General features: G+C 32.4%; 28 protein-coding genes and 1 pseudogene. 21 read left to right on the plus strand and 8 right to left on the minus strand.

Translation table 11 applies throughout. The features are described from left to right. Positions 1–70: 70 nt before the first annotated feature. The 3 genes and pseudogenes from OQH62_RS07325 to OQH62_RS08770 form a co-directional block, all read right to left on the minus strand. Entirely contained in the window at positions 71–1,054 is a 984-nt protein-coding gene (locus OQH62_RS07325) for an aldo/keto reductase (RefSeq protein ID WP_266015811.1), read from the minus strand. 10 nt (positions 1,055–1,064) lie between these two features. Next, positions 1,065–1,406 (minus strand): cyclophilin-like fold protein, encoded by a 342-nt coding sequence (locus OQH62_RS08765; protein ID WP_323670647.1) that lies wholly within the window; start codon positions 1,404–1,406, stop codon positions 1,065–1,067. A gap of 6 nt (positions 1,407–1,412) precedes the next feature. Further along, positions 1,413–1,616: pseudogene (locus OQH62_RS08770) on the minus strand (alpha/beta hydrolase); the annotation flags it as partial. Between the two features lie 250 nt (positions 1,617–1,866). On the opposite strand from OQH62_RS08770, the gene OQH62_RS07335 reads away from it, so the two are divergent. The 8 genes from OQH62_RS07335 (at position 1,867) to OQH62_RS07370 (ending at position 8,402) form a co-directional block, all read left to right on the plus strand. Then, on the plus strand, positions 1,867–2,574 hold the full coding sequence (locus OQH62_RS07335) for a YebC/PmpR family DNA-binding transcriptional regulator (RefSeq protein ID WP_266015813.1): 708 nt from the start codon (positions 1,867–1,869) through the stop codon (positions 2,572–2,574). A gap of 11 nt (positions 2,575–2,585) precedes the next feature. After that, positions 2,586–3,065 carry a peptidylprolyl isomerase gene (locus OQH62_RS07340; protein WP_266015814.1) on the plus strand — a complete coding sequence of 160 codons (480 nt, stop codon included), beginning with the start codon at positions 2,586–2,588 and terminating at the stop codon, positions 3,063–3,065. 60 nt (positions 3,066–3,125) lie between these two features. Continuing rightward, positions 3,126–3,719 carry a DedA family protein gene (locus OQH62_RS07345; protein ID WP_266015815.1) on the plus strand — a complete coding sequence of 198 codons (594 nt, stop codon included), beginning with the start codon at positions 3,126–3,128 and terminating at the stop codon, positions 3,717–3,719. Positions 3,720–3,821: 102 nt separating this feature from the next. Then, entirely contained in the window at positions 3,822–4,592 is a 771-nt protein-coding gene (locus OQH62_RS07350; RefSeq protein WP_266015816.1) for a threonine/serine exporter family protein, read from the plus strand. Next, entirely contained in the window at positions 4,589–5,122 is a 534-nt protein-coding gene (locus tag OQH62_RS07355; protein WP_266015817.1) for a threonine/serine exporter family protein, read from the plus strand. Before OQH62_RS07350 ends, OQH62_RS07355 begins: the two co-directional genes overlap by 4 nt. Positions 5,123–5,165: 43 nt before the next feature. Further along, complete coding sequence (locus OQH62_RS07360) at positions 5,166–6,146, plus strand: cation diffusion facilitator family transporter (protein WP_266015818.1); 981 nt, start codon at positions 5,166–5,168, stop codon at positions 6,144–6,146. Continuing rightward, positions 6,082–6,285 carry a heavy metal transport/detoxification protein gene (locus OQH62_RS07365; protein WP_266015819.1) on the plus strand — a complete coding sequence of 68 codons (204 nt, stop codon included), beginning with the start codon at positions 6,082–6,084 and terminating at the stop codon, positions 6,283–6,285. Before OQH62_RS07360 ends, OQH62_RS07365 begins: the two co-directional genes overlap by 65 nt. Then, positions 6,285–8,402, plus strand: coding sequence for a heavy metal translocating P-type ATPase (locus OQH62_RS07370; RefSeq protein WP_266015820.1), 2,118 nt, complete (start codon positions 6,285–6,287; stop codon positions 8,400–8,402). The genes OQH62_RS07365 and OQH62_RS07370 overlap by 1 nt, the downstream gene beginning before the upstream one ends. Here OQH62_RS07370 and OQH62_RS07375 read toward each other — a convergent pair. The 3 genes from OQH62_RS07375 to rho form a co-directional block, all read right to left on the minus strand. After that, the gene (locus tag OQH62_RS07375) at positions 8,399–10,294 is read right to left on the minus strand and encodes an NAD(P)/FAD-dependent oxidoreductase (RefSeq protein ID WP_266015821.1); all 1,896 of its coding nucleotides are present in this window, start codon (positions 10,292–10,294) and stop codon (positions 8,399–8,401) included. The genes OQH62_RS07370 and OQH62_RS07375 overlap by 4 nt on opposite strands. A gap of 83 nt (positions 10,295–10,377) precedes the next feature. Next, complete coding sequence (locus tag OQH62_RS07380; protein ID WP_266015822.1) at positions 10,378–11,889, minus strand: DNA polymerase III subunit gamma/tau; 1,512 nt, start codon at positions 11,887–11,889, stop codon at positions 10,378–10,380. A 2-nt stretch (positions 11,890–11,891) separates the two neighbouring features. After that, a complete protein-coding gene (gene rho / locus OQH62_RS07385) occupies positions 11,892–13,184 on the minus strand; it encodes a transcription termination factor Rho (protein WP_266015824.1) in 1,293 nt (430 codons plus the stop codon). A 111-nt stretch (positions 13,185–13,295) separates the two neighbouring features. Between rho and OQH62_RS07390 the strand changes: the two genes are divergently transcribed. Together OQH62_RS07390 and ccoS are read left to right on the plus strand one after the other, a co-directional pair. Then, positions 13,296–15,653, plus strand: coding sequence for a heavy metal translocating P-type ATPase (locus OQH62_RS07390; protein ID WP_266015826.1), 2,358 nt, complete (start codon positions 13,296–13,298; stop codon positions 15,651–15,653). Continuing rightward, on the plus strand, positions 15,646–15,870 hold the full coding sequence (gene ccoS / locus OQH62_RS07395; protein WP_266015828.1) for a cbb3-type cytochrome oxidase assembly protein CcoS: 225 nt from the start codon (positions 15,646–15,648) through the stop codon (positions 15,868–15,870). Before OQH62_RS07390 ends, ccoS begins: the two co-directional genes overlap by 8 nt. Before the next feature lie 49 nt (positions 15,871–15,919). Here the strand turns inward: ccoS and OQH62_RS07400 are convergent, their stop codons facing one another. Next, on the minus strand, positions 15,920–16,219 hold the full coding sequence (locus OQH62_RS07400) for a c-type cytochrome (RefSeq protein ID WP_266015830.1): 300 nt from the start codon (positions 16,217–16,219) through the stop codon (positions 15,920–15,922). A 115-nt stretch (positions 16,220–16,334) separates the two neighbouring features. On the opposite strand from OQH62_RS07400, the gene OQH62_RS07405 reads away from it, so the two are divergent. Genes OQH62_RS07405 through gmhA form a run of 4 tightly spaced genes read left to right on the plus strand, consistent with a single transcriptional unit; the run spans position 16,335 to position 19,754 of the window. Then, positions 16,335–16,850: a D-glycero-alpha-D-manno-heptose-1,7-bisphosphate 7-phosphatase gene (locus tag OQH62_RS07405; RefSeq protein WP_266015832.1), complete on the plus strand. Its 516-nt coding sequence runs from the start codon at positions 16,335–16,337 to the stop codon at positions 16,848–16,850. A 9-nt stretch (positions 16,851–16,859) separates the two neighbouring features. Beyond that, positions 16,860–17,813, plus strand: a complete 954-nt coding sequence (gene rfaD / locus OQH62_RS07410; RefSeq protein ID WP_266015834.1) for an ADP-glyceromanno-heptose 6-epimerase — start codon at positions 16,860–16,862, stop codon at positions 17,811–17,813. Continuing rightward, positions 17,806–19,194 carry a D-glycero-beta-D-manno-heptose-7-phosphate kinase gene (rfaE1, locus tag OQH62_RS07415; protein WP_266015836.1) on the plus strand — a complete coding sequence of 463 codons (1,389 nt, stop codon included), beginning with the start codon at positions 17,806–17,808 and terminating at the stop codon, positions 19,192–19,194. Before rfaD ends, rfaE1 begins: the two co-directional genes overlap by 8 nt. Continuing rightward, complete coding sequence (gmhA, locus tag OQH62_RS07420) at positions 19,191–19,754, plus strand: D-sedoheptulose 7-phosphate isomerase (protein WP_266015838.1); 564 nt, start codon at positions 19,191–19,193, stop codon at positions 19,752–19,754. The genes rfaE1 and gmhA overlap by 4 nt, the downstream gene beginning before the upstream one ends. Before the next feature lie 173 nt (positions 19,755–19,927). Here gmhA and OQH62_RS07425 read toward each other — a convergent pair whose 3' ends face one another. Further along, positions 19,928–21,157 carry a glycosyltransferase family 2 protein gene (locus tag OQH62_RS07425; RefSeq protein ID WP_266015840.1) on the minus strand — a complete coding sequence of 410 codons (1,230 nt, stop codon included), beginning with the start codon at positions 21,155–21,157 and terminating at the stop codon, positions 19,928–19,930. 127 nt (positions 21,158–21,284) lie between these two features. Here OQH62_RS07425 and waaF point away from each other — a divergent pair, with 127 nt between their 5' ends. The 7 genes from waaF to OQH62_RS07460 all read left to right on the plus strand — a co-directional run. Then, entirely contained in the window at positions 21,285–22,232 is a 948-nt protein-coding gene (waaF, locus tag OQH62_RS07430) for a lipopolysaccharide heptosyltransferase II (RefSeq protein ID WP_266015842.1), read from the plus strand. A gap of 54 nt (positions 22,233–22,286) precedes the next feature. Then, positions 22,287–22,607, plus strand: a complete 321-nt coding sequence (locus tag OQH62_RS07435) for a hypothetical protein (protein ID WP_266015844.1) — start codon at positions 22,287–22,289, stop codon at positions 22,605–22,607. A gap of 71 nt (positions 22,608–22,678) precedes the next feature. Beyond that, positions 22,679–23,191 (plus strand): hypothetical protein, encoded by a 513-nt coding sequence (locus tag OQH62_RS07440; protein WP_266015846.1) that lies wholly within the window; start codon positions 22,679–22,681, stop codon positions 23,189–23,191. A gap of 1 nt (position 23,192) precedes the next feature. Then, the gene (locus OQH62_RS07445) at positions 23,193–23,921 is read left to right on the plus strand and encodes an FkbM family methyltransferase (protein WP_266015848.1); all 729 of its coding nucleotides are present in this window, start codon (positions 23,193–23,195) and stop codon (positions 23,919–23,921) included. Beyond that, positions 23,908–24,048, plus strand: coding sequence for a hypothetical protein (locus tag OQH62_RS07450; protein ID WP_266015850.1), 141 nt, complete (start codon positions 23,908–23,910; stop codon positions 24,046–24,048). The genes OQH62_RS07445 and OQH62_RS07450 overlap by 14 nt, the downstream gene beginning before the upstream one ends. Further along, positions 24,045–24,980: a glycosyltransferase family 2 protein gene (locus tag OQH62_RS07455; protein ID WP_266015852.1), complete on the plus strand. Its 936-nt coding sequence runs from the start codon at positions 24,045–24,047 to the stop codon at positions 24,978–24,980. Before OQH62_RS07450 ends, OQH62_RS07455 begins: the two co-directional genes overlap by 4 nt. Then, positions 24,961–26,087: glycosyltransferase family 8 protein (locus OQH62_RS07460; protein WP_266015854.1), on the plus strand; the 1,127-nt coding region annotated here is incomplete at its 3' end. The genes OQH62_RS07455 and OQH62_RS07460, both read left to right, overlap by 20 nt.

Genomic DNA, 26,087 nt, shown 5'->3' on the forward strand with positions numbered 1-26,087 from the left:
TAGGTTTGTTACAAACATCAATCTAGCTCTACCTACCTAAGCTTTTAGTGCGATTATTAAGAAATTCCTCCTAATAATTCGTCCAAGAAAATGCGCTTTTGTTCGTATCAAGTCCACTTAGAATCTGCTTATCCTGCGCACTTAAACTAAAGTCAAACACATTCAGGTTTTCTTGCATTCTATGCTTTTTAGAAGTTTTAAGAATTACAGAAATGCCCTGCTCAATAAGGAATCGCAAAACCACTTGTGCGGGGGTTTTATTGTATTTTTGTGCAATGCTTTGAAGCGTGGGATTTTCTAAGATTGAGCCTCTAGCCACATTTTTTCCTGCGATGAAAGGACTCCAGCTTTGTAACAATGTGCCTTGAGCTTTCATAGCCTCCCTTAAAGGCTTTTGCTGCATTAACAAATGTGTCTCACACTGATTTATCGCAGGAATCACCTCGCAAGTTTGCACAAACTCGCTATACGCCTTTGTGCCAAAGTTTGAAATACCAATGCTCTTTAAAATGCCTTGCTTATAAAAGCTCTCCATTACCCTATACATAGCCTTTGAGTGTGTGTAAGGTTCGTGGATAAGCAAAGAATCTATATAGTCTAGCCCTAAGCTTTGGAGGGATTTTTCAATGGATTTTTTCGCAGAATCCTCGCTACTTGATTCTAAAAGTTTGGTTTGGATAAAAAACTTCTCACGCTTCATTCCACCTTTGATTGCATTGCTAATCGCCGCGCCAAGCTCGGCTTCGTTGTGATACATCTGCGCACTATCAAAGAGCCGATAGCCCACCTCTATGGCTTCGCTCATCGCCTTTTGCCCTGCTTTACCTGTGAGCGTATAAGTGCCAAGCCCAAGAATGGGCATTTTCAAACCATTATTAAGCGTGATAGTTTGCATTGTTGCTCCTTTTTGTGATATTTTAGGAGCTTGTTTGGAATCTTGCTTTACATTTTGTGCCAAAAGTGAGGGTGCATAAGCCCCAAGTGTAGCCACTCCTGCGATTTGTGCTGAAGTCTTTAAAAAATCTCTGCGAGAATGAGAATTTATGTTGCGCATTTTTCCTCCTTTAATTTGACAATGGCGCAATCTCATCAAGCGCACTTAAAGCATTTAAGCTTCTAGGATAGCCGATATAAGGCACAAGTGCACTTAAGCGTGCGTCAAGTTTGGCAATCTTTTCTCCGCCCACATAATCACTAAAGCTCAACTCCAAAGGCAAAAGTGCGTAAAGATTCTTTGCTGCTGCTTTATTCTCCAAGTCTAAAAGAAAGCTTTTGCCTCCAAAGTGCATTTGTATTTGCATTTGCTCCCCTGATTTTATTCTAAAATCCTTGCCTAAAGCACATTGTATCAACAATACAAACAACAAACAAAGAAAAGTATATCGCCACATATTGCTGCCTTGCATTTCTTGCTTCAAATTCTCCTTAAAAAATGTTGCGATTGTATCAAAGGGAATCTTTTGGGCATTATCATACAAATCGGTGTGATTGGCGTCTTTAATAAGTAACAATTCTTTGTTTTTGCCCTTTAGCTTTTTATAAGCGTCCTCACTGAAATATCTGCTATGTGCCGCCTCGCCGTGGATAAGCAAAACAGGGCTTTGTATCTCATTGCTGTAATTATAAAGCATGATACTTAATGTTATCAAACGGTAGAGGAGAAAATTAGGTTTATTTTAGAATGAAAAGAAATTCGATTGAGTCTTCATAAAAACCCTTGAAAGGCGACTACAAAAACTCATTAAGAAAAAGATACCCTACAAAACATACTTAAAACTTCAAAGTATTATAAAAACTCTTAAAAAGAAATTTAGTCCTTTTGGTTTATACTTTCTATTCTGAAATAAAGCAGGAAAGTGAGGATTAATGGGACGAGCATTTGAATACAGAAGAGCCTCTAAAGAAGCTAGATGGGATAAGATGAGCAAGCTTTTTCCAAAACTTGCCAAAGCCATCCAGGTAGCAGCAAAAGAAGGTGGGAGCGACCCTGATATGAATCCTAAACTCCGTTCGGCAATTGCAACAGCAAAAGCAAACAATATGCCAAAAGAGAATATAGAAGCAGCAATTAAAAGAGCAAATGGTAAAGACGGTGCTGATATTAAAAATATTCACTATGAAGGCAAAGCGGCTCACGGGGCTTTAGTGATTGTTGAATGTATGAGTGATAATCCTACTCGCACTGTGGCAAACATCAAAGCTCTTTTTAATAAAAATGGCGGAGAAATCTTGCAAAATGGTTCGTTGGATTTTATGTTTTCTAGAAAAGCTGTTTTTCATTTAGAAAAATTTGACGGTGATTTAGAGGAATTAGAGTTAGAGCTTATAGATTTTGGACTTGAGGAATTAGAACAAAATGAAAAAGAACTTCTTATTAGCGGAGCCTATACTGCCTTTGGAGAATTGAGCACAGCCATAGAATCAAAAGGTTTAATTCTTAAAAAAGCTTCACTTGAATATATCCCAAATAATGCTGTACATTTTAGTGAAGAACAGCTTGCAGATATAGAAAAACTGCTTGATAAATTAGATGATGATGATGATGTTCAAGCTGTTTATACTAACATAGAATAAAAGGAGAAAAAATGATTAAAACTTTAGACACAAGTAAAGTTAAAGAATATCGCTTTGCTAGAATACAAACAGACAAAGGTGAGATAAAACTCGAATTGTTTGGCGATGAAGCACCACAAGCTGTATGTAATTTTGCTACTTTGGCAAATGAAGGCTTTTATGATACTTTGAATTTCCATAGAGTGATTCCAAATTTTGTCGTTCAAGGAGGTTGTCCATACGGTACTGGCACAGGCGGACCCGGATATGAAATTATCTGTGAATGCGACAATCAAAACCACAAACACGAAAGAGGTTCGCTTTCTATGGCTCACGCTGGACGAGATACAGGCGGCTCACAATTTTTCATTTGTCACAGCCCACAACCACATCTTGATGGCATACACACTGTTTTTGGACAAATCAATCCAAAAGATATAAAAAGTCTGCAAGTCTTAGATTCTATCCTGCAAGGCGATACAATCACAAAAATTAGAGTTACGCAGGAATGAAACTACTATTGTAGTACCAAAGAGCTTGATTGAAATTTTAAAGAATGTAAAAAGGCTTTAATGATTAGTTTTATTTTAGAACAAAGTAGGCAAATGGGATATTTAGGCATTGTCTTGTTAATGAGTCTAGAAAGTTCTTTTATCCCTTTTCCTAGCGAAATTGTGATGATACCTGCTGGTTATCTTGCTTCTAAAGGAGAACTTAATCCTTTTCTTTGTATATTTTTTGGGGTATTAGGTTCGGTTTTAGGCGCATTAATAAATTATTTTCTTTGCTATTTTTACGGAAAAAAGATTGTTTTAAAATATGGAAAATATGTTGGAATAACTGAAGCAAAATTTCAGAAATTTGAACAATTTTTTCACAGACACGGAGAAATTTCCACTTTTAGCTGTCGTTTATTGCCCGGTATTAGACAGTATATTTCACTCCCCGCTGGAATAGCTAAAATGAAACTTTTTAATTTTATCTTTTTTACAGCACTTGGGAGTACCATTTGGGTTAGCATACTTGTAGCTTTAGGCTTTTTTATAGGTGAAAATGAAAAACTCATCGCCCAATATTTACAGCAAATTCTTATTATACTTATCGTAACTGTACTTTGTATAATCATCATCTATATACAATGTAAAAAATCTAAAACACAGTCCTAACTAAATAAACACTGCAAATTAAGAATATAAAGCATTTATATATTTCTTTTTTTATCATTCTTTGTTACAATCAAACAATTTAAAAAATAAAAAGATTACATTATGCAAAAACCAGCGATACAAAATGCAACCGATTTTTTTATAGCCTATACTACTGCTTTATTGAGTGCTGGTACTTATACAGCAAGGATTGTAAAATGTGTGCGGAGGATAGCTGAAGTGTATGGCTATGAAATACATATTAATTTTTTCTTTCACAATATTAGCGTAAATATCTTTGACAAAGACGATCATTCCATACAAAGAACTTATATTATCCCTAATAACCACGCTCACGTTAATTTCAAAATTATCCTCGATTTAAGTGCTTTGAGTTGGGCAATTTATGATTGTAGATATGAACTTGAGGAATCGCGAAAATTGTTTCAGGAAATTATACATCAAAAAAAATACTCCTATATATTCAATATCTTTTTTGTATCTTTTGCAAATGCGGCTTTTTGCAAACTTTTTGGAGGTGATTTTGCTAGTGCAATTCTAGTTTTTTTCGCCGCTCTCTTGGGTCTCATTTTGCGTTATATTCTTACAAAAGTCAAAATTGATTTACGAATCCAATACATACTCTGTTCTTTTTTGTCTTCACTCCTTGTTGCCATACAATCGAATGTAACTAGCACTGCTGATGTGGCTTTGGGTTCGAGTGTCTTATATCTTTTGCCTGGTGTGTTTTTCATCAACTCCATTATTGATATACTTAAAGATTATATACTTATGGGTTTGAGTCGTATTATTAGTGTAAGTATACTTGTTTGTTGCTTATCTTTAGGTCTTTCTATGACCTTAGCTATTTCTCATTTTGAAATTTTACAATGATTGATTATGAATTTGTTTTAGAAGATATGCTCTATGCTGCCATTGCCGGATTTGGTTTTGCTTATGCGTGCAATCCTCCTTTAAAAACCCTCATACTTTCATCTTTACTTGCTTCTGTCGCTCACGGCTTACGTTTTGTTTTGTTAGAATATTTTCATTTTCAAACTTTAGCTATTGCCACCTTTATCGCTTCTTTTAGCATAGGCTGTTTAGGAATTCTGCTTGCAAAAATTTATAAAACACCTGCTGAAATCATAGCTTTTCCCGCTCTTATTCCTATGATACCAGGAATTTATGCTTTTAAAGCAATTTTAAATCTTATTTCATTCATACAAAGTGATGATATTACTAAAAAAACCGAATTTTTGGTACAGTTCTTCGACTACTTCTTTACAACATTCTCTGTTATTTTAGCTTTAGCTATTGGAGTGAGTATTACTTTGCTTATTTTCTTTGAACAAAGTTTTATGATGACAAGAAATATACAAAAAAGAAAAAAATCGAGCTCTAAAATTGATAATTTCAGATAAAATTTACCTTATTTTTGTTTTAATTCAAAAAAAAGGAGAAAAAATGTATGATTATCTGTCTCATAAACCTTTAACAGATCATTCTCACCATTGCGGACATGGGCATTTTCACGGGAAAAATACAGACAAAAAAATTCTTACGATCTCGCTTTGTATGACTGCTTCAATGATGTTTGTACAGCTAATTTATTCACTCCTTTCGCATTCTTTAGCTCTTTTAACTGACACCTTGCATATGTTTTTAGATGTTTTTGCTTTAGCCTTAAGTCTCTTAGCCATTTTTATCGTTGAAAAATGCCAAAATATACAGAAAACTTTTGGGTATTTTCGTATTGAAGTTGTGATTGGTTTTGTCAATGCTTTACTGATTATTCTCTCTACAATTTTTATTTGCTATGAAGCTATAGAAAAACTTTTTCTTCCTGTTATGATAGATACAAAAACGATGATAATCATCGGTTTTATAGGACTTTTAGTCAATACTATCAACGCTTTTATGATGTTTAAAAAAGCCGATATAACAAATATCAACATACGATCGGCTTTTTTACATATGATGAGCGATCTTTTTGGTTCTGTTGCTGTCATTATCGGTGGTATTGTTATGTATTTTAGCGGTATTATGTATATTGATAGTATTTTGGCTTTATTTTTATCACTTTTACTTTTAAAATGGGCACTCATCTTGTTAAAACAGAGTGCCAATATCCTCCTTGAAAGCTCTCCAGTTGATATCGAAAAAGTACGTCTAAAACTGCTTAAAAATTCACAAATTGAGGAAATTATAGATCTGCACATCACTCAAATCACAAATAAAATGTTCATAGCTACTATGCACCTGCGTTTAAATTTTACAGATAAACAAAAATTTAACGCATTTGCCAAAGAAATATCATCCTGTCTTTTGAATGATTTTAATATAGGACATACGACTATACAGCCTCTTTTTAAGGAAAAAAATGAAATTTCAGATTGCCAAAGTTACTTGCCAAAATTGTGTTACTCTCATCAAGAATTCTCTTGAGAATGAATTTGGGAAGATTGAAGTTGATACAAGTACCTCGCCTAAAATTTTACATGTTGACTGTGATGAAACACGGTTAAAAGATTTTGAAAATAAATTCAATGAACTTGGTTTTGAACTTTTACAAAGAATAGAGTAATGTTAGAATTGAAAGTCAAAATAGGAAAAATGAACTGCACCAACTGTTCTAATTCTATAGAAAGAATATGTAAAAAAATAGAAGGCGTAAAAGATGTGAGTGTTTCCTATATCAATTCAAGCGGGATTTTCTTGATTGAAAATTCTCAAACAGGTAAAGAAGTACTTAAAAAAATAAAAGACTTAGGTTTTGAAGTGTTAGACGGTGAGGAAAGTCTTACCCAACATCGAAAAAAAGAGCTTATAAGCATACGTTCAAATTTATTGTTAAGTCTCATTTTAAGTGCTGTTATTATGTATTTTGAAATGTTTGATTCAAGTCTTATGAGTTTGAACATACAAGTTATCTTAAGTTTTTTCGTGCTCTTTTACTGCGGACGTTCTTTTTTTATCCATACCTTTCTTGGTATCAAATATAAAAATTTGGATATGAATACTCTTGTATCCTTAGGGTCTTTGAGTGCTTTTGTATATTCAATACTTGCCTATTTTAAAATTTTTGACTCCAACGAATACTTTTATTTTAGCAGTGGTACTATGATTATTACCTTTGTACTTTTGGGAAAATTTTTAGAAGCAAATGCAAAATTCAAAGCCGAGCAATATCAAAAAAAACTCAATAATATCGACACAAAAAAAGCAAAAATTCTCAATAACAATGGAGAAATTGAAGAAATTTCAAGTGCTTTTGTAAAAGCAGGAGATACACTTATACTTAATGAAGGTGAAAGTGTAGTAGCCGATGGAATAGTATTGCACGGAAGTGCTGATCTTGATATAAGTTTTTTAAATGGAGAATTTCTACCTCTTCGAGTAAGTAAAGGAAGTCCCATAAGTTCAGGTTCTATAGTACTTAATGGTTCTTTGCACATCAAAGCAGAGAAAAAGGCTATGGACAGTACTTTAGAACAAATTAAAGATTTAGTCTTTCAAGCAGGTTCGATAAAAACCCCTTTAACAAGCTTAGCTGACAAAATTTCAAAATATTTTGTCGGTTCTCTTTTGCTTTTTGCTCTTGCTGTTTTTCTTTTTTGGCTTTTTAAGGAAAATAGTACTGTGGCCTTTTTACATTCTTGTGCTGTACTACTCATCTCTTGCCCTTGTGCTCTAGGACTTGCTACTCCTCTTGCTTTAGTCAGTGCCACAACAACCGCAGCAAAACACTTTGTGTTGATTAAAAATCCCTCTGCTTTAGAAAATTTATCTTCCATAAAAAAAGTTCTCTTTGATAAGACAGGTACACTTACACAAAATACTCTGCAAATATTCACTCACAATTTAAACAAAGAATACTTTGAAAAACTTGCTCGCATTGAAAGTACAAGCTCACACCCTATAGCCAAAGCTATATTTAAGGCTTCAAATTTAGAAAAAAATACTGTTAGCGGAAACATAAATATCATTGCTGGAAATGGGATAGAATACAAAGAAAATGGAGATGTTTTTCTTATAGGCAATGAGGATTTCTTAAAAAATACATACAACTTCGAAAATGCAAAAGCTTTTTTAAATTCGGTCAAAGATCAGGCACCTCTTGAAGTGTATTTTGCAAAAAATGGAGTGTGTTTAGGTGCTGTAGCTTTAAGTAATACACTCAAAGAAGGAGCTAAAGAGCTTATTGATACTCTAAAAAAACAAAAAATTACAAGTATCATTGTAAGCGGAGATAATAAAAAAAGCGTAGAAAAGACAGCCTTAGAACTTGGAATTGTTGAATTTTATGGAGATTTAAAACCAGCTGACAAGCTTGACTTCATAAAAAAAATGAAAGAAAAAGTGCTCTTTGTTGGAGATGGGATTAATGACGCTGCAGCACTTGCATTAGCAAATGTAAGTATAAGTTTTGCTAAAGCAAGTGATTTAGCAAAACAAAACGGAGACTTTCTTTTAATAAAAGATACCTTAAGTACTATTTCTTGGTGCTTTAAGCTAAGTCATAAGACGCAAAGAGTGATTAAGCTAAATCTTTTTTGGGCATTTCTTTATAACAGTCTTTGCATTCCCATAGCAGCAGGTTTCATTCCTTTTATAACTCTTAGTCCTCACATTGCGGCTTTAGCTATGTGTTTGAGTTCTGTAACCGTTGTGTTAAATTCTTTAAGACTTAAAAGAATTTAAAGCTCATCAACTGCACGAAATGCTTGTTCTATAGCAGAATGCATATAAGCAGACCAATCAGAATCTGAATTTGCTATGACAATATTTTTAAAAGGTTTTCTCGCAGTACGAATAGTCTTTTGTGCTTCTTCACTCTCATCATAGAGACTATTTTCAGTATATGAATAACAGTGCCCCCAACGATTCACTACTATGGCTTTAATGTCTCTCTCATTATCAAACCCTACTGAACCCAATATACCTTGCAGTTGACTGCGTATAATTTTCTCATGCTCTTCAAAGCTTATGCTAAAAAGGAGATTCCTCCCAACTCTTGCTCTGTCTCTTGCATCTAATCCTTCAAGTTCAATTCCTTGCGAAGCAGCAAATGCCAAAGGAGAACAAACCATATGCAAACATATAGGATTCTTAGGATTTTTAGGATGCTCATATCCTCCCATACTAACAGGATAGTCTAATTTAGTCCTTGAATAAGGCATTCTTGGGGAATAAATTTCGTGAACTCCAAGCTTTATAAAACTCTCCCAATTGCTGATAACAACTTTAGTGTGAATTAATGAAGTTTTAACATTTTTACTTAAAGCTTCTTTTTGCTCTTGTGGTAGGCTAGGTATGATATAAGGAATTGCACTATTGTAATTTGCCATTACAACTTTTTTTGCCTTTACTCTCATTTTTTTGCCTTGCATAACATAGCTAACTAATGCACCTTGTTTTGTATTTTCAACATTTATGACAGTACTATTGAGACGTAAACGGACTGTATTTTTAGGAGTGTCGAGCTTAGAATAATCAAAATGTGCCAAAGTAACATCATTCATATTTATACCTTGTTTCGAAACTTCAGGAATCAGTTTTTTCACAAGCAATCTTGCAACAGTAGCATTTCTATCTGCACAATGGTAAATATATGGTTCTTCCATTTCAGCTAAAGCGTCGCCCTCTATTGCATCTAAACCTAAATTATCAAAACCCGGTAAAAATGAAATTCTAGCATCCTCACAAGAAACAGCATCAATCCCAAGTGCTAAAAAATCATCTGTAATACCTTCAAAAAATTTTATAGCTTCAGTAGAAAGTTTAACTTTATCCTTTAAGAACTGTTTATAACTTGTTTTTGCTATATACTCTTCTCTTTCTTCTTTATTCATTCCTTTTAAATAATCTTTTTCACTTTTAAAAAGAGAAATTAAATCTTTTTTATACCTTTGTTTAAAAGGAAATTCATTGATAAATTCTTCTATACTCTTGCCATTAAGCTTATCATATGGAATATCATCGCAGATTACTTTTCTAGGATTTCCATTAACAACCTTATCTACTCCAAATTCACTTTTTGAAAAATAAACACCTCTACTCAATTTTAAATCTGGGTAAAAATTAACATCAAAACACTTTGCCAACTCATCAATATCTATCCCTAAAGATTTAAGCAAATCAATTACTTGTTTAGTAAATAACGCTTTAGGTGATTGAAAACTTTCACTTCCTCCATAGCTTAAAATTGTACCATCTTGAAGTTCTATTTCATTTCTGCGGGCGTGTCCTCCAAAATCATCGTGATTGTCAAGAATTAAGATTTTTTTCTCTTTACCAAATTTGTTTTGATACAACAATGCTGCTGTCAAACCGCTAATACCCGCTCCAACTACAACTAAATCATATTCCTGTTTTGGTTTTAAGGTACTAAAATCAAAATTTTCTCCATCTCGTAACATATGTGCAAACTGATAACTTGCATCATTACTCCCTCGAAGACCTAATAATTTTGGTGGATAATATTCTTTAGTAAAATCTTCTATCTTGGCTTCTTTTCCATAAAGAATTTGCAATGGGGTCATACCAGAAAACAAGGCAAGAGCCATTCCATTTAAAAAATCTCTTCTTTGCATTATATTCCTTTGATAATAAAAGATTTCAATTTATATTGCAATCTTTTTAATATTTTTTAAATGAATAACGCAGATAGAGTTTTTTAGTTTTCTATTACAGGTTCGCCAAAACAATCCTTCAAAGCCTGTTTGGCTTCATCTTCTGGATTAAATTTTTTTGCATCTTTTTTTAATTCATTAATTTGAGAATTAATACTGATTTTGCTTTCCTGTTTTACAGACATCAATTTTGTCTCATCGATATGGAACTCCTTTTTTACTTCTATTTTTACTCCTTGTCCAAGAGTACTAGAAGTAAGCTCTTGTATCAATTTAAAACCTTTATTTAAAAGATTTCTGTCCTCTCCTTGTGCATTAGAGCTTATGCTTAAAATCTTGTTTTCAAAACTTTGAAATTGTGTATTTTTTTTAAAACACTCACCTAAGATATAATCCCTATTATAAATAGCTTCGAGCAAAAGTTCATAAGGATTCTTAGTTGAAACATCTTGAAAAATTTGTGCAAAACCTTTAGGCACTTCGTGAGTATGTCCTACTTGAGTTTCAAATTTTTGAAGTTGCGTAATTTGAGAATCAATTTCCTTAAGATGACTCGCTTCCATCATCATAAAAGCCATCACACAAAGTATAAAACCATCATCATCGCAAACCGTGTTTTTTGCTCGTGAAAGTATTCGAAAGAAACGTTCATAGATTAATGTCGAAAATTCAGTATTTTTAGCAAAAAAATTTTCTTTTAAATAAAAAAGCATCTCATCAATAACACTACTTGCTTCATAATCCTGCAAATCTTTTAAAAATTCAAAAACTCTTTCTTTGTCTTTATGTAAAATAGCTCTATAAAACTCCCTAATCTTTTCAGGATCTAAAAAGCCAAGCATATCTGTAATTTTCGTTGTAGTAATTGCACTTTCACAAAAGATAATAGCCTGATCAAGTAAAGTCAAAGTATCACGCAAAGAGCCGCCGCCACTTCGTGCAAGGAATTTCAAAGCTTCATCCTCAAAACTTACATTTTCTTTTATGAGTATCTCTTGGAGATGAGTAAGAATTTCGCTTTGTGAGATTTGTTTGAAACGAAAATGCTGCGTACGTGAAAGCACTGTGGCTGGAAGTTTTAAAGGATCTGTTGTCGCAAGGATAAATTTAACATAGTTTGGAGGCTCTTCTAAGGTTTTAAGTAGGGCGTTAGCTGCTTGAGAAGTAAGCATATGCACCTCATCTATAATAAAAATTTTATATCTTGCCATAGAAGGAGAATATTTTGTTTGTTCAATTAAAGCCTGTATATCATCAAGCCCTCTATTACTAGCTGCGTCTATTTCTATTATATCCATATGTTTGCCATCAAGAGCTGCGAGACATTGTTTGCAAAGACTGCAGGGATTTGCATTTGGACCCTCATCACACACTAAAGCACGGGAGAAAATCCTTGCACTTGAAGTTTTACCGCTACCTCTAAGTCCTGAAAAAAGGTAAGCGTGAGCGATTCTACCTGAGTTTAAAGCATATTTTAAACTCACACTTACTGTTTTTTGTCCTACAAGCTCATCAAAACTTTTAGGTCTGTATTTGATAGCTAAAGCCTGGAGCATTTTTACTCATTCATAATAGAAAGAAGTTCGATATTATCTTTTGTTTTTAACATTTTAGAATATAAAAATTTTAAAGCTTCAATATCATCCATCTGTGAAATAGCAGAACGAATAGCCCAAATTTTTTGTAAATTAGCTATTTCTTGCAACAATTCCTCTTTCCTTGTGCCTGATTTTATAATATTAACAGCAGGATAAATTCTCCTATCTGAAATGCTCCTATCAAGCACTATTTCGCTATTACCTGTACCCTTAAACTCCTCAAAAATGACATCATCCATTCTTGAACCTGTATCAATCAAAGCAGTAGCAACTATGGTCAGCGAACCTCCATTTTCTATATTTCTTGCTGCACCAAAAAAACGTTTTGGTTTATGGAGTGCATTTGCATCTACCCCACCACTTAAAACTTTTCCGGAACTTGGTGTTGCTGTATTGTATGCTCTTGCAAGCCTTGTGATACTATCAAGCAAAATAATAACATCTTTACCTGTTTCAACCATTCTTTTAGCTTTTTCTATCACAAGTTCGGCTACACGCACATGATTATAAGCGGGCAAATCAAAGGTTGAGCTAAATACCTCTCCTTTCACACAACGTTGCATATCAGTAACTTCCTCAGGTCTCTCATCAACCAAAAGTACAATTAAATGCATATCTGGGTGATTCCTAGCAATAGCCGTTGCAAGCTCTTTCATCAATTCAGTTTTTCCTGTACGTGGCGGGGCAACTATTAAACCTCTTTGACCCTTACCTATAGGAGTAAAAAGATCAAGAACTCTACCTGTAAGCTTCATAGCATCGTACTCAAGTTTAATTTTTTCAGTAGGAAAAATAGGAGTAAGATTATCAAATAAAGGTCTTTGTTTTGCCTCTTGTAAAGGCAAATAATTAATAGCCTCGATCTTCAACAAAGCATAGTACTTCTCTTGATCCTTTGGCTCTCTTACTTGTCCCGTAACTATATCGCCAACTCTTAAAGCGAATTTGCGAATTTGTGAGTTAGAAACATAAGCATCATTAACGCTATCACTAAGATTTGAATCCATTCCTCGTAAAAATCCATATCCTTCACTTGAAATTTCTAAAATCCCGGTGAAAAGAATGAAACCACCTTTTTTAGTTTGAGCTTTTAAGATTTCGAAAATTAATTCCTGACGACGAAATTCTCGAGGGTTTTCTATCTCACATTCATTGGCAATTTCTACTAAATTTTCCAAATCAAGCAATTTTAAATTCTCTATTTTATACCCTTCAACAGGAATATGTGTTCTTTGATGTTGTTTTTTTTCCATAAGTCCTCGTAGATGTTTTAGCAGTTCTAAATAAAATATCATTGTAATAAAAAAAAGATATTTTTGTCAAATTTGCTTATAATACAAAAAATATTTTACAAAGAAATAAAAATGAAATGTATGCATTGTAGATTAGATTTTGCAAAAGAAAATATGAGGGAATTCAAAGGCAATTTTTTTTGCTGTTTAGGTTGCCAAAATGTGTATGAAATTATAAATGAATATGGTCTGCAAGAATTTTATCAAAAACTAAGCATTCATACTTTAAATCCGGTAAATACAAATAAAGTGCAAAAAAATTATGACAGCTTTATAAGACAAACTCAAGAAGGTTTTAGTGAAATTTATCTTGTGATTCACGGCATTGAATGTTCTGCTTGCGTTTGGTTAAATGAAAAAATTCTCATCAAACAAGAAGGTATTTTAGAACTTGACATTAACACATTAACACATAAAGCAAGAATAGTTTTTGATGGACACTGCATTACTTTGGATCAAATCTTAAATCTTATTGAAAGCATAGGCTACAAGGCAAGTGCTTACAATCCTCTTAAAGAAGAAGAAAAAACTCTTGTGTTTAAACGACAACTCTATTCTAAACTCATCGTTGCTCTTGCGTGTGTAATGAATATTATGTGGATAGCCGTAGCAAAATACGCAGGATTCTTTAGCGGAATGCAACAAGATATTAAAGACATTTTAAATTTTGCAGAATTTATCCTATGTGCTCCTGTACTTTTTTATACTGGTTCAAGTTTTTACAAGAGTGCTTTTGTAGCTATAAAAAATAGAAGTCTTAATATGGACACTCTAGTCATTAGCGGGACAAGTTTAACATTTATCTATTCATTATGGGCTATGTTTTTTCGTGTTGGTGAAGTGTATTTTGATTCAGTAGCTATGATTATTTGTTTTGTTTTTATCGGCAAATATCTTGAACTTTTGAGTAAAAAACACGCCCTAGATACTGTTGATGGTCTCAATGATTTTCTACAAAATGAAGTTTTAGTTTTCAATGGTAAAGAATTTGTCCCAAAAGAAGTACAAAAAATAGAATCAGGAGAGCTAATCTTACTTAGAAGTGGAGATAAAATTGTGATTGATGGTATTTGTGAAAGAGGACAAGCAAGCATAGACACTTCATCTTTAAACGGGGAAAGTCAGCCACTTTTAGCACAAAAGGACACACTTATATATTCAGCCTGTATAGTGCTTGATGGGACAATTGAATACAGAACATTAAAAAATTATGAAGATTCAACACTGAGTCAAATTATTAAACTCTTAGAATTTGCCGGACTTAAAAAAACTCGTTTGCAAAGCTTAGTTTCAAAACTTGCAAGTTCTTTTTCACGCACTATCTTAAGCCTTAGTTTCCTCTGCTTTTGCTTGTGGTATTTTTACTTCAAAGTTGGTTTTGAAAGTTCTCTTATCAATGCTCTTTCTGTACTTATTATCGCTTGCCCTTGCGCCTTAGCTCTCGCAACTCCTGTAAGCACTCTTATAGCACTTAGCAAAGCTTTAAAAAAACAAATACTTTTTAAACATTCAGATTTTATTGAAGATTTAAGCAAATGCGATATGGCTGTCTTTGATAAAACGGGAGTGCTTACACAAATGAAACTCCAACCAACTCAAATCTATACAAGTCAAAAGTTGTCTTTTGATGAGTTGTATCATTTTACAAAACTCTCTCAGCATCCAATAGCTCAAAATGTATCCGCTTATGCAAAGCAAAAAGTAAAGCAAAATGTACAATTTGATTTTGATGAATTTCATACTCTTGCAGCCAAAGGGATAAAAGCTAAATACAGAGGGATTCAATTTCTAGGTGGAAACATACAATTTTTAAGAGAAAATGGAATTGTTTTCAGCAAAGAATTTGAAAATTCTCATTTTCTTTTTGCCAAAGGAGGGGAAATTCTTGCTTTTTTTGAATTTGAAAATATTTTACGAAAAGGGGCAAAAGAACTTATAGAATATTTAAAAACACAAAAAATAGTCCCTATGATAGCAAGCGGTGATAATGAAAAAGCGGTGCAAAAAATAGCAAAAGAACTTGAGATTACAGCCTTTGAGTCTTCTTGTTTGCCACAAAGAAAGATGGAACTTATAGAAGAGCTGAGTGGCAAACACAAGCTTTTATTTGTTGGTGATGGAGTAAATGATTCTCTAGCACTTAAATATGCTGCTGTCTCTGTGAGTTTAAAAGAAGGAAGTGATTTGGCTATCGAAAATAGCGATATTATCTTGCTTAAAAATGATCTTGCCTCATTACAATATGCCATCATTCTTGCTAAAAAAACCTATAAAATCATTCAACAAAATCTCGCTTTCTCTCTCTTGTATAATGTCTGCACCCTCCCTCTGTCCTTTTTAGGACTTATCAATCCTCTTATCGCTGCTCTTTCTATGTCTTTTAGCAGTATCATAGTACTTTTAAATGCCTTAAGGATAAAAAATGACTAACATTCTTATGATGATGATATTTGTTTCAATCCTTGCTTTTTTTCTTATCTTAGCAGCTCTGCTTTGGGGGATTAAAACAAAACAATTTGATGATGATTATAAATTTATTATCTTAAATGATGGCGAAGATGCCCTCAATGATGCCATCAAACTAGAAAAACGTAAAAAAGAAGCTTTAGCAAAAAAGAAAGAATTTAAAAATTCCGAAGAAAAATAAATTGAAAGTAAGATAAAAATTTTTTTAGGACTTTTACAGTCCTAAAAAATTACAATGATTCAATATGTGCTTCAATAGCTTTGAAATCTTCTTCAGTCAAACCTTTAAGGTTGATTTTCATAATCGCACCTTGACCATAAGCATTTCTTTTGCCCTCTGCATACTCTTTCATATACTGAAGTCTTTCAGCACTAGAAATAGATTTTAAAGCTGGAACCTTGTTAAGATATACTTTATCAGCTTTTTCCCCGTGACACACTGCACACTTTTTAAATAGAGTAGCACCATCAGCTGCATATGCCGAAACAGCAAGACAAGCTATCATACAGGTTATAAATATTTTTTTCATTATTTCTCCTTATAATAAAAACTACACAATTATATAGCTTAAATCTTATATTTTTTTTAAGTATAAGTAGAATAAAAAGATTGTTTGTTTTCTGTAATTAGACTATAATAGAACAATGAAAAACAAAGCAGTATTTTTAGACCGAGATGGCGTGATTAACATCGATAAACATTATGTTTATAAAATACAAGATTTTGAATTTTGTGAAGGCATTTTCGAACTTTGCAGATTCTTTCAAGAAAAAGCATATTTACTTTTTGTCATCACTAATCAATCAGGTATTGAAAGAGGATATTACACTGAAGAAGATTTCAAAAAACTCAGTACTTTTATGTTGAAAGAATTTGAAAAACAAGGTGTAAAAATTACAAAAATTTATCACTGTCCGCATCTGCATAATTGCGAATGCCGAAAACCAAAACCAGCAATGCTACTGAAAGCAAATAAAGAATTTAACTTGGACTTAAGTACATCAATTTTTATCGGCGATTCTCTCACAGATATGCAAGCTGGAGTGAATGCTGGAGTTGGAAATTTAGTCCTTATAAAGCAGGACGGAATGGAAAAAGAAAACAGCTTTCAATGTTTTTCTACTTTAACGGAAATTCTCAACTTTTACACTAAAAATTGAAGGAGTATTATGCGTATAGTTATTACAGGGGGAGCCGGATTTATAGGTTCTGCTTTAGCTTTAGCTTTACAAGAAAAACACGAAATTTTACTTATTGACACAATGCAAAGCTCCACCCTTTTAGATAATGGAAATTTAAAATACCTTGGACATTTTAAAAATTTACTTAATTTTCAAGGAGAGCTTTTTGTAGGAAATATCAACAAGACACAAACACTCAAACAAATCAAAGCTTTTAAACCAGATATTATTTTTCATAAAGCCGCTATTTCAGATACCACTTTCTATAATCAAAATGCGATTCTTCGTACAAATCTGAATTCTTTTAAAAATATAATACAGCTGTGCCAAAAACTCAAAGCAAAACTCATTTATGCAAGTTCGGCATCTGTTTATGGAGATGCACCAAGCCCACAACAAGTAGGAAAAGATGAAAATCCTAAAAATCCTTATGCTTTTTCAAAACTAATGATGGACAAACTTGCCCAAAAATATGCTAGCGAACTTCATATTGTAGGGCTAAGATATTTTAATGTTTATGGAAAAGGTGAATTTTTTAAAGGAAAAACTTCTTCTATGATTTTGCAACTTGCCCATCAAATTTTAGCAGGAAAAAATCCGATTTTATTTGAAGGAAGCGACACAATTTATAGAGATTTTGTTTATATTAAAGATGTAGTAAGTGCAAATATAGCAGCCCTTACTGCAAAAAGCGGTATATACAATGTCGGTAGCTTTCAAGCTCGAAGTTTTCAAGATATTGTTGATATTCTGCAAGCAAAACTAAAGACAAATTTGACTTGCAAATACATTCCAAATCCTTTTGCTAAAGCGTACCAATTTCACACTCAGGCTTTCTGTGATGAAAATTTTGCTTATAGAAGTCAATTTGGACTTGAAGAAGGGATTGATGATTATTTGCCCGAAATACAGAGACTTTTTGCAAAGGAAGTTAATGCTTGAAATTTTAAGCCAGAAAAAACCAAAAATTCTTGTTATCGGAGATGTTATAGTTGATTCATATCTTTGGTGTGAATGCTCACGCGTAAGTCCTGAAGCTCCTGTTTTAATTGCCAAAAATATTAAACAAGATAAAAGACTTGGAGGGGGGGCGAATGTGTATGCAAATTTAGAAGCTTTGGGTGCTGATGTATTTATTTTAAGTGTTATTGGAGATGATGAAAACGGAATTTTTTTACAAAAAAAGGTACAAGGAAAACTTCTTATTCAAAAAGGACGCAAAACTTCTTTGAAACAACGTATTATTTCGCACAACCAACAAGTTTTAAGACTTGATGAAGAAGACACTGAAGATATTTGCTTACAAGATGAACTTCTTAGCGAATTTGAAACCATAGTTGCAGACTATAAAGCCATAGTATTAAGCGATTATGGTAAAGGGCTTTTAACGGCAAAAATTTGTCAGCATATCATACAAAAAGCACGAAAACTTCATATACCTGTTTTAATCGACCCAAAGGGTAGTGATTATACTAAATACAAAGGCGCTACACTACTCACACCAAACAAAAAAGAAGCATTGGAAGTCTTAAGATTTCAACATTTAGAAGCTGGAAATTTAGAACTTGGTATTAAAAAACTCAAACACGATTACGAACTTGAATATTCTCTTATCACACTTTCAGAATTAGGCATTGCTTTCTTTGATGATTCTTTGCACCTTATCCCTGCACAAGCCTTAGAAGTTTTTGATGTAACAGGAGCTGGAGATAGTGTTATTGCTGTTTTGGCATTTTGTCTTGCTGAAAATGTACCCCTTTTTAAAGCTTGCGAATTAGCAAATAAAATTGCAGGTATTGCTGTAAGCAAATTGGGCAATAGTGTTGTAAGTTTTGAAGAATTAAAAAATACACAAAAAGCAGATTTTGAAACAAAAATATTCGATAAAGACACACTTTGTGCTCTTATAAAAAAGCAACAAGAAAAAACAATTGTTTTTACAAATGGCTGCTTTGATCTTTTGCATTTTGGACACATCAAATACCTAGAAAAAGCAAAAAAACTTGGAGATTTGCTTATAGTTGGTTTAAATTCAGACAGAAGCGTGAAAGAACTTAAAGGACAAAGTCGCCCTATTCATTCACAGCATCAAAGAGCTTGTATGCTAGCGGCTTTGTATTTTGTGGATTATGTTGTAATCTTTGATGAAAATACTCCTTATGAGCTTATCAAAGCTTTAAAACCTAATATTTTAGTCAAAGGAGCAGACTACAAAAATAAAAAACTTATAGGGGCTGATTTAGTAGAAAAAGTCCGACTCATTGATTTTGAACAAGACTTTAGTACTACAAAGATTATTGCAAAAATAAAGGACATCAAATGATAACAAAGATTGAAAGAGAATGGGACGAACACAAAAAAACACTCAAAGAAAGTCTCATCTTAAAAGGACAAATAGCAGAAATAGCCAAACTTTTATTACAAATGCTTAAACAGGGAGGAAAAATTTTTATCTGTGGTAATGGTGGAAGTGCGGCTGATGCACAGCATTTTGCAACTGAATTAACCGGTCGCTATAAAAAAGAGAGAAAAGCTTTGCCAGCTATTGCTCTCACAACAGACAGCTCAGCTCTCACTGCCATAGGCAATGATTATGGTTTTGAATGTATTTTTTCAAGACAGCTTCAAGCCTTAGCTTGTCCTAATAAAGATGTTTTCATAGGCATTTCCACAAGTGGCAAAAGTCCTAATATCTTAGAAGCCTTCAAAGAAGCAAAATCCTTAAATTTACTTTGCGTAGGATTAAGCGGAAAAGGAGGGGGGATGATGAACAAACTTTGCGACTTTAACCTTATCGTACCAAGCAATGATACGGCACGAATTCAAGAAATCCATATTTTAATACTCCACACTCTCTGTGAGCTTATCGATGAAACTCATTAAAAATATTTACTACAATTTTTTAAACCAACAATAGGATTAATTTTTTTCAAACAATATAACAAATGAGTGCAGTATGATTGTAAATTATGGAATTTAAAAAAGAATTGTTACAGCACAAAAAGCTTGTAATTGTCCAAAAGAGTTTTTTAAACTCATAAAAAAGTTTTGAATACTCAAAAAAATTCATCGTATTTTTTTAAATTATAAAAATTTTTTATAATTTTTATAATTGCAAACCGCACTCTTATACAAATACGAGATATTTTTGTACTTTTCTTAAAAGTTTGAAGTATTTTTTTACATTCAAGCGGATCGTTTGTAAAATTGTAACTTAAACAATAATCCGCATACGATTGAAAGGCTCTATATGTAAAATATTCATACCCCCCCCCCACTTCCTCCCCATAGAGTCTAAGATGATAGGCTGTTAGCGAAAAAGCATACACTGTAACATAATTTCTTAATTGACTATAATCATCAAAATAAGGACTCAAAGAAGCTAAACTCTGGTTAAGAGATCGTGGTTTTTTTAAAAGAGAATTCATAATACTCTCTTGCCTAATGCGATAAAACAATAATGCTTTGTCAATAATAAAAATATTGTAGGCTAAAAAAAAGAGCATTGTCCCAAAAAAATGGTCTTCGTGATAGATCTTATAAAGAAAACGAAGCCTATATCGATTCAAGATTGCACTATGAAACAAACCTTGCCAAGCAAAATAAAATTGATACCATTGATTTTCCTTTAAACACTCAATGCCTTTTTTGTAAAATCTCCTTTTGCTTTTCAAAAACAAATCAGAATTTGATTTCTCTTTAATACTATGTTTATCCTGTAAATATTCTTTAAAATGGTGAGCACAAAGCTCCAAATTTTGTTTTTTACACTCTTTCATACAAAGCTCTATACAACTCTCTTCAAGATAATCATCGCTGTCTAAAAAATGTATAAACCTTGCGGGTAATTCTTGCACTATAAAATCATTAACATTTTCTAAAGAAGTGCAAATATGATTATGCGATACTTGAGTAAAGAATGTATCAAGCTCACTTTGCTCAATCATTTTTGTCTCTTCACAAAAGGAGTTACTTTGAGAAAAACTCACTATACCTTTTAAGCTTTTGTTGCCGTAGTATTCCCTTAAAGGACTTCCTTTGATAAATTCAAGTCCGATATTTCTTGCAGAACTCAATCCCCCATTAGGTTTTTGGATAATAAAAATTCTTTCATCATTTTGAGCATACTGTTTTGCTATATCCAAGCTTTTATCATTACTCCCATCATCAACAAGAATAATATCTAAAGTAGTATAAGTTTGCATACATACACTTTGCAAGCACTGCTCTAGGTACTCTTCCACATTGTAAATTGGTATAATGACACTAACTAATTCTTGCTCCATTTGTTTCCTTATTTTTTAATATTTCTTTGCTAAAGAAAAACCCACTGCTTTTAAAAGAATTCTATCATTTTTTTTCTCACAGACTTTTATAACAAATTCTCAAATCTTTTATGATACAATCAAAACAATGAAAATTTTTATCAATCTTCCCACTTGGTTGGGCGATGCTGTGATGGCAAGTACAGCACTTTATGCACTCAAAGATTTTTTCAAAAAACAAGAAGTAGAATGGATTTTTTATGGCTCTTTTGTCTCTTGTGAACTTTTTAGAGAATTTCCAAATACCTTGACTATTGTAGCTAAAAAAAACCGATATTTCCACGCTTTAAAGCTGCGTAAAGAACTCGGTGATTTGGATTTAGCTCTTAGTTTTCGCTCTGCTTTTTCTAGTAAGATCATTTTAAATATACTCAAAGCGAAGAAAAAATTTTTCTTTAATAAGAAACATTTTGAAAAAGAACATCAAGTGTTACAATACTTGTATTTTGTACAAAATTCCTTGCATTTTAAAACACATTCTCAAAACCTTGCCCTACCTTTTCATTTTACCCGCCAAAAAAAAACAAAACTGCTAGGTATCAACGCAGGTGCGGCTTTTGGAAGTGCAAAGCGGTGGAGGGGTGAATATTTTGCAGAAGTTGCACAGGCTTTTAAAGATGAGTATATAGTCCTTCTTTTTGGGGTACAAAATGAGAGTGAGCTTTGCAAACAAATTGAAAATCTGCTTACAAAGCAAAATGTAAAAGTCCAAAATCTCTGTGGCAAAACAAGCATTAAAGAGTTATGTCAACACATCTTCGAGCTTGACCTTCTTCTTACCAATGACAGCGGTAGTATGCACATAGCAGCTGTTTATAAGATAAACACTATAGCCATTTTCGGACCAACTGCATTTGAAAAAAGCTCACCTTGGCAAAACAAAAATGCTAGGATTATACATTTAAATTTATCTTGTATGCCTTGTATGAAAAGAGTTTGTCCTTTGGGACATCATCAGTGTATGCAAGATTTAAAACCACACATTGTTATAAAAGAAGCAAAAAAGTTACTTCAGCAAAAAAACTCAATTCAATAGAAAAATAAACAAACTAAATATTATAATAACATTTGCACAATACGGAGGTTAGAAATGCGCAAAGAGACTATTTCAAGCTTTTGGCATTCCAAAAACAAAAAAAACACCATAAGTTCTTTGGAACTTCTTAGTATAAAATCTTGGCTTGATAATGGCTATAAATTTAGGCTTTATACCTATGATCTTGAAAATCACTTTTTTTTAAATATTAAAAAAATCTATCAAGATGATTTTGAACTCAAAGATGCAAATGAGATTATACCTTCAAGCGAACTTTTCTATGACGATCGCTCAAGCGGAATGGCGAGTTTTGCTGATTTATTTCGCTATAAAATGCTCAATGAGGGGGGGGGATATGGGCAGATACAGATATAATCTGTCTTAAAAATCTTGATTTAAGCGCTGAATACATCTTTGCCCACGAACCAAGAGATGAGAAAGACTCTTTGCAGAAAGAAAAAAGAATTTGCAATAATGCTTTTCTTAAAGTACCAAAAGAAAGTGTTTTTGCTAAAGAATGCTTTAAAAGGGCTTTGATGATAATCAAAAAAGAAAGAGAGATGAAGGAAAAAGTGCAATTTGGTTGCATAGGACCTTATTTTTTAGATACCTTAATAAAAGAATTTTCCCTATCGCAATTTGTGATATGCGTAAGGCAAAATCCAACCCGTTCTCTATGTGATAAAAACTATGTTAATGTATATCAAGACGAATTTTACATACATCTTGGTACAGAGGATTGGAAAGGCAATCATTTAGAAAAAGATGGGATATATAATAAAAATTGTATTTATGAACAGCTAAGACAAAAGTACAGACTGAATGAATTCCTCCAAAACATTGGATATAAAAGAAATTTTTTATATCTATGGAAGTCTATGATTGTGCATTGGATATATTATAATACGCTAAGAGTATGGTTTAGAAATGTAAAAAAACGAAGAAAGAAAAAATTGTAAAATGTTTAAAAAACTTCAAAAAGAAATCCTTAGAATCAAAGAAAGAACAAAGCCAATTTCCAACCGAAAACTTCAAAGAAAACTCACACAAATAGAAAATATACTCACTTCTTTAAAGGCTGATGAAATCAGAAAAAATGAGAGTAAAATTTTTTATTTTAACAATCATTTCGACAGATTCGATGGTTTTTGCTCCTATCCTAATGCACCAGAAATTATAATGTATCTGCCTAATGCTCTGAATGATTTTATACAATCAGAAATTATCAAAAGAAATGATTTTTTCAGTGCGAATGTAATTAAAAAAGCTGATTTATATTTAAAAGATGGGGCGAACATTTTAGATATTGGAGCAAATATAGGAAATAATTCTTTATATTGGGCACTTGTAAGAAAAGCAAAGAAAATTTACTCCTTTGAACCCATCCTTTCAAGCTATGAAATTTTGCTCAAAAATATCCAACTCAATACACTCGATACTATTATAAAACCTTTCAATTTTGCCCTAGGTAAAAACAAAAGTAAAGCAAGTATTCATACTACTTCTTTTCACAACATAGGAGTAACCTCACTTAAGGATGATGAAAATGGGGATTTAGAAGTCCGAAGTCTTGATAATCTTCTAAGCGAAGGTTTTTTTAAAGAAAGAATAGATTTTATAAAAATTGATGTTGAGGGCTTTGAGAATAAAGTTTTGCTAGGGGGGGGGGGAATTTATGAAACAGCATAAACCTGTGGTGATGATAGAAATTTTTGAGAGAAATTACAAAGAAATAAGCACCATTTTGCATTCTTATGGATACGAAAAAACAGAACAAATTAGCGATGAGGATTATATTTTTAGGAATAAGAATTGACAAATCCTAAAATTTCAATCATTATACCTACGTACAATGCACAAGATTTCATTGCAAATGCTCTAAAAAGCTGTATAAACCAAACTTTTGAAGATATAGAAATTCTCGTTGTAAATGACTGCACTCAAGACAAAAGTATAGAAATAGCAAAGGAATTTGCAAATACAGACAAAAGAATTCGGATTATACACAACACAAGCAATCAAGGCACTTTCCTAACACGAAATAACGGTGTTTTGCAGGCACATTCAGACATTATAATGTTTTTAGACCCTGATGATACCTTGAGCGAAAAAGCCTGTGAGTTAGTTTTTAATTCTTTTTATGAAGAAAATATTGAACTTGTTTTTTTTAATTTTCTACGAAACACAAAGGAAAATTTTATCACGCGCAAAGCTCTTATGAAAAAGGAAGAATTTTATCTTTATTACTGCAAAAAAGGTGCCACAAATGCTATAAATAGCTTATGTACAAAAGCTTATAAAAGAAAAATATATCTTTTAAACTTAGAAGAAAATATACAATGTGAAAAGAAAATTTGTATGGCTGAGGATCTTTTCGTAGTAGCTTCATATTTTTCTTATATACAAAAAATTGCTCTTCTTGATGAATGCATATATATATATAACATTAATGAAAATTCTATCACAACAACAACAGACTCTAGCAAAATTGCCCAAAACATCAAAGACATATATTTCATAATGGAAAAACTTGCTCTGTTATGTTTGCAAAAAGATTCTTTGTATTCTTTGTTTGTGCAATGTTGCATTTACAACATTCATATTCACGCTATTGATTTAAAATGCAAAATTACAAACAATTTCATACAACTTCTAATGCTAAAATTTCTTAGAAAAAAAATTAAATCAAAGAAAAAAATCGCAATAAAAAAAATACTAAGGCAAAGCAATGTTCCATCTCGTTTTTAATGCAGATGAAAACTATATAAAATACTTGGCTGTTTTAATCACAAGTATCATCAAAAAAACAGATACTTCAAAGAATTTCAAAGAACTTTGTCAGCAAAAACCTTTTTCAGGAAGCGAAACTTGCAAAGCTCACTGCCATATAAATTGTGATGATTTAATCGTTGAGGGGTATTGCTTTCACATCTTAACTAATAAACTTAGTGAAAATACGAGATCAAAATTGCAAATATTACAAGACGCTTTATGCACAGCATATCCTTGCGAAATTATCATTCATACACTTGATGAAAAGATTTTTTCAGACTTTCCAAAAACAGGAGCAGCGCACAGTTCATATTTGCCTTATTTTAGGCTTAAATTAACATCTGTTTTAGATAAAGAAGTGGATAAATGCTTGTATTTAGATAGCGATATGCTTGTAAATTGTGATTTGAGAGAACTTTTTTGCATTGATTTAAAAGACTATTGTCTAGCAGCAGTCAATGATCCGGGTACAAAAAAAAGAAAGATATTGTTTCAAAAAGAAAAGAAAATACAAAGCCATTCTTTCGATACAAACTATTTTAATTCGGGATTTTTACTCATCAATCTTAAAGAATACAAAAAAGCAAAAATCGAAGAAAAATGCGCACAACTCGCAAAAAATTGTTTTTATATTACCGCAGCAGATCAAGATTTACTCAATGCTACTATTGAAAGTGAGAAAATTTTTAAACTTCCTTTTACTTATAATTTTATTGTTATTACTATGGCTTTTGCTATTACCCTTGATGAAGATAAAAACAGATTACAATACACTCGCAAAGAATTTACCAAAGCTTTTCAAAATCCAAAAATATACCATTATGGCGAAAAACCTTGGAAATATCTTCAATCTTTTACCGACTACAAAGGTTGTAACATTAATGATTTTTGGTGGGAAATGGCTGCATTGACACCTGTATTTAACGAAGAACTCTTGCAAGAAAAAAAACAAATCAAAGAATACTTGCAAATTGCTGCTTATGGCTTTGAGGCTTTGAATTTATACAGAAAATGGAATTTTTTTGGTTTTAAGAATGTAATCAAAAATGATTTAGAGGATCTCTCTCAAACAAGCAAAATAGA

Source organism: Campylobacter sp. MIT 21-1684 (assembly GCF_026241315.1).
Classification (GTDB): Bacteria; Campylobacterota; Campylobacteria; order Campylobacterales; family Campylobacteraceae; genus Campylobacter_D.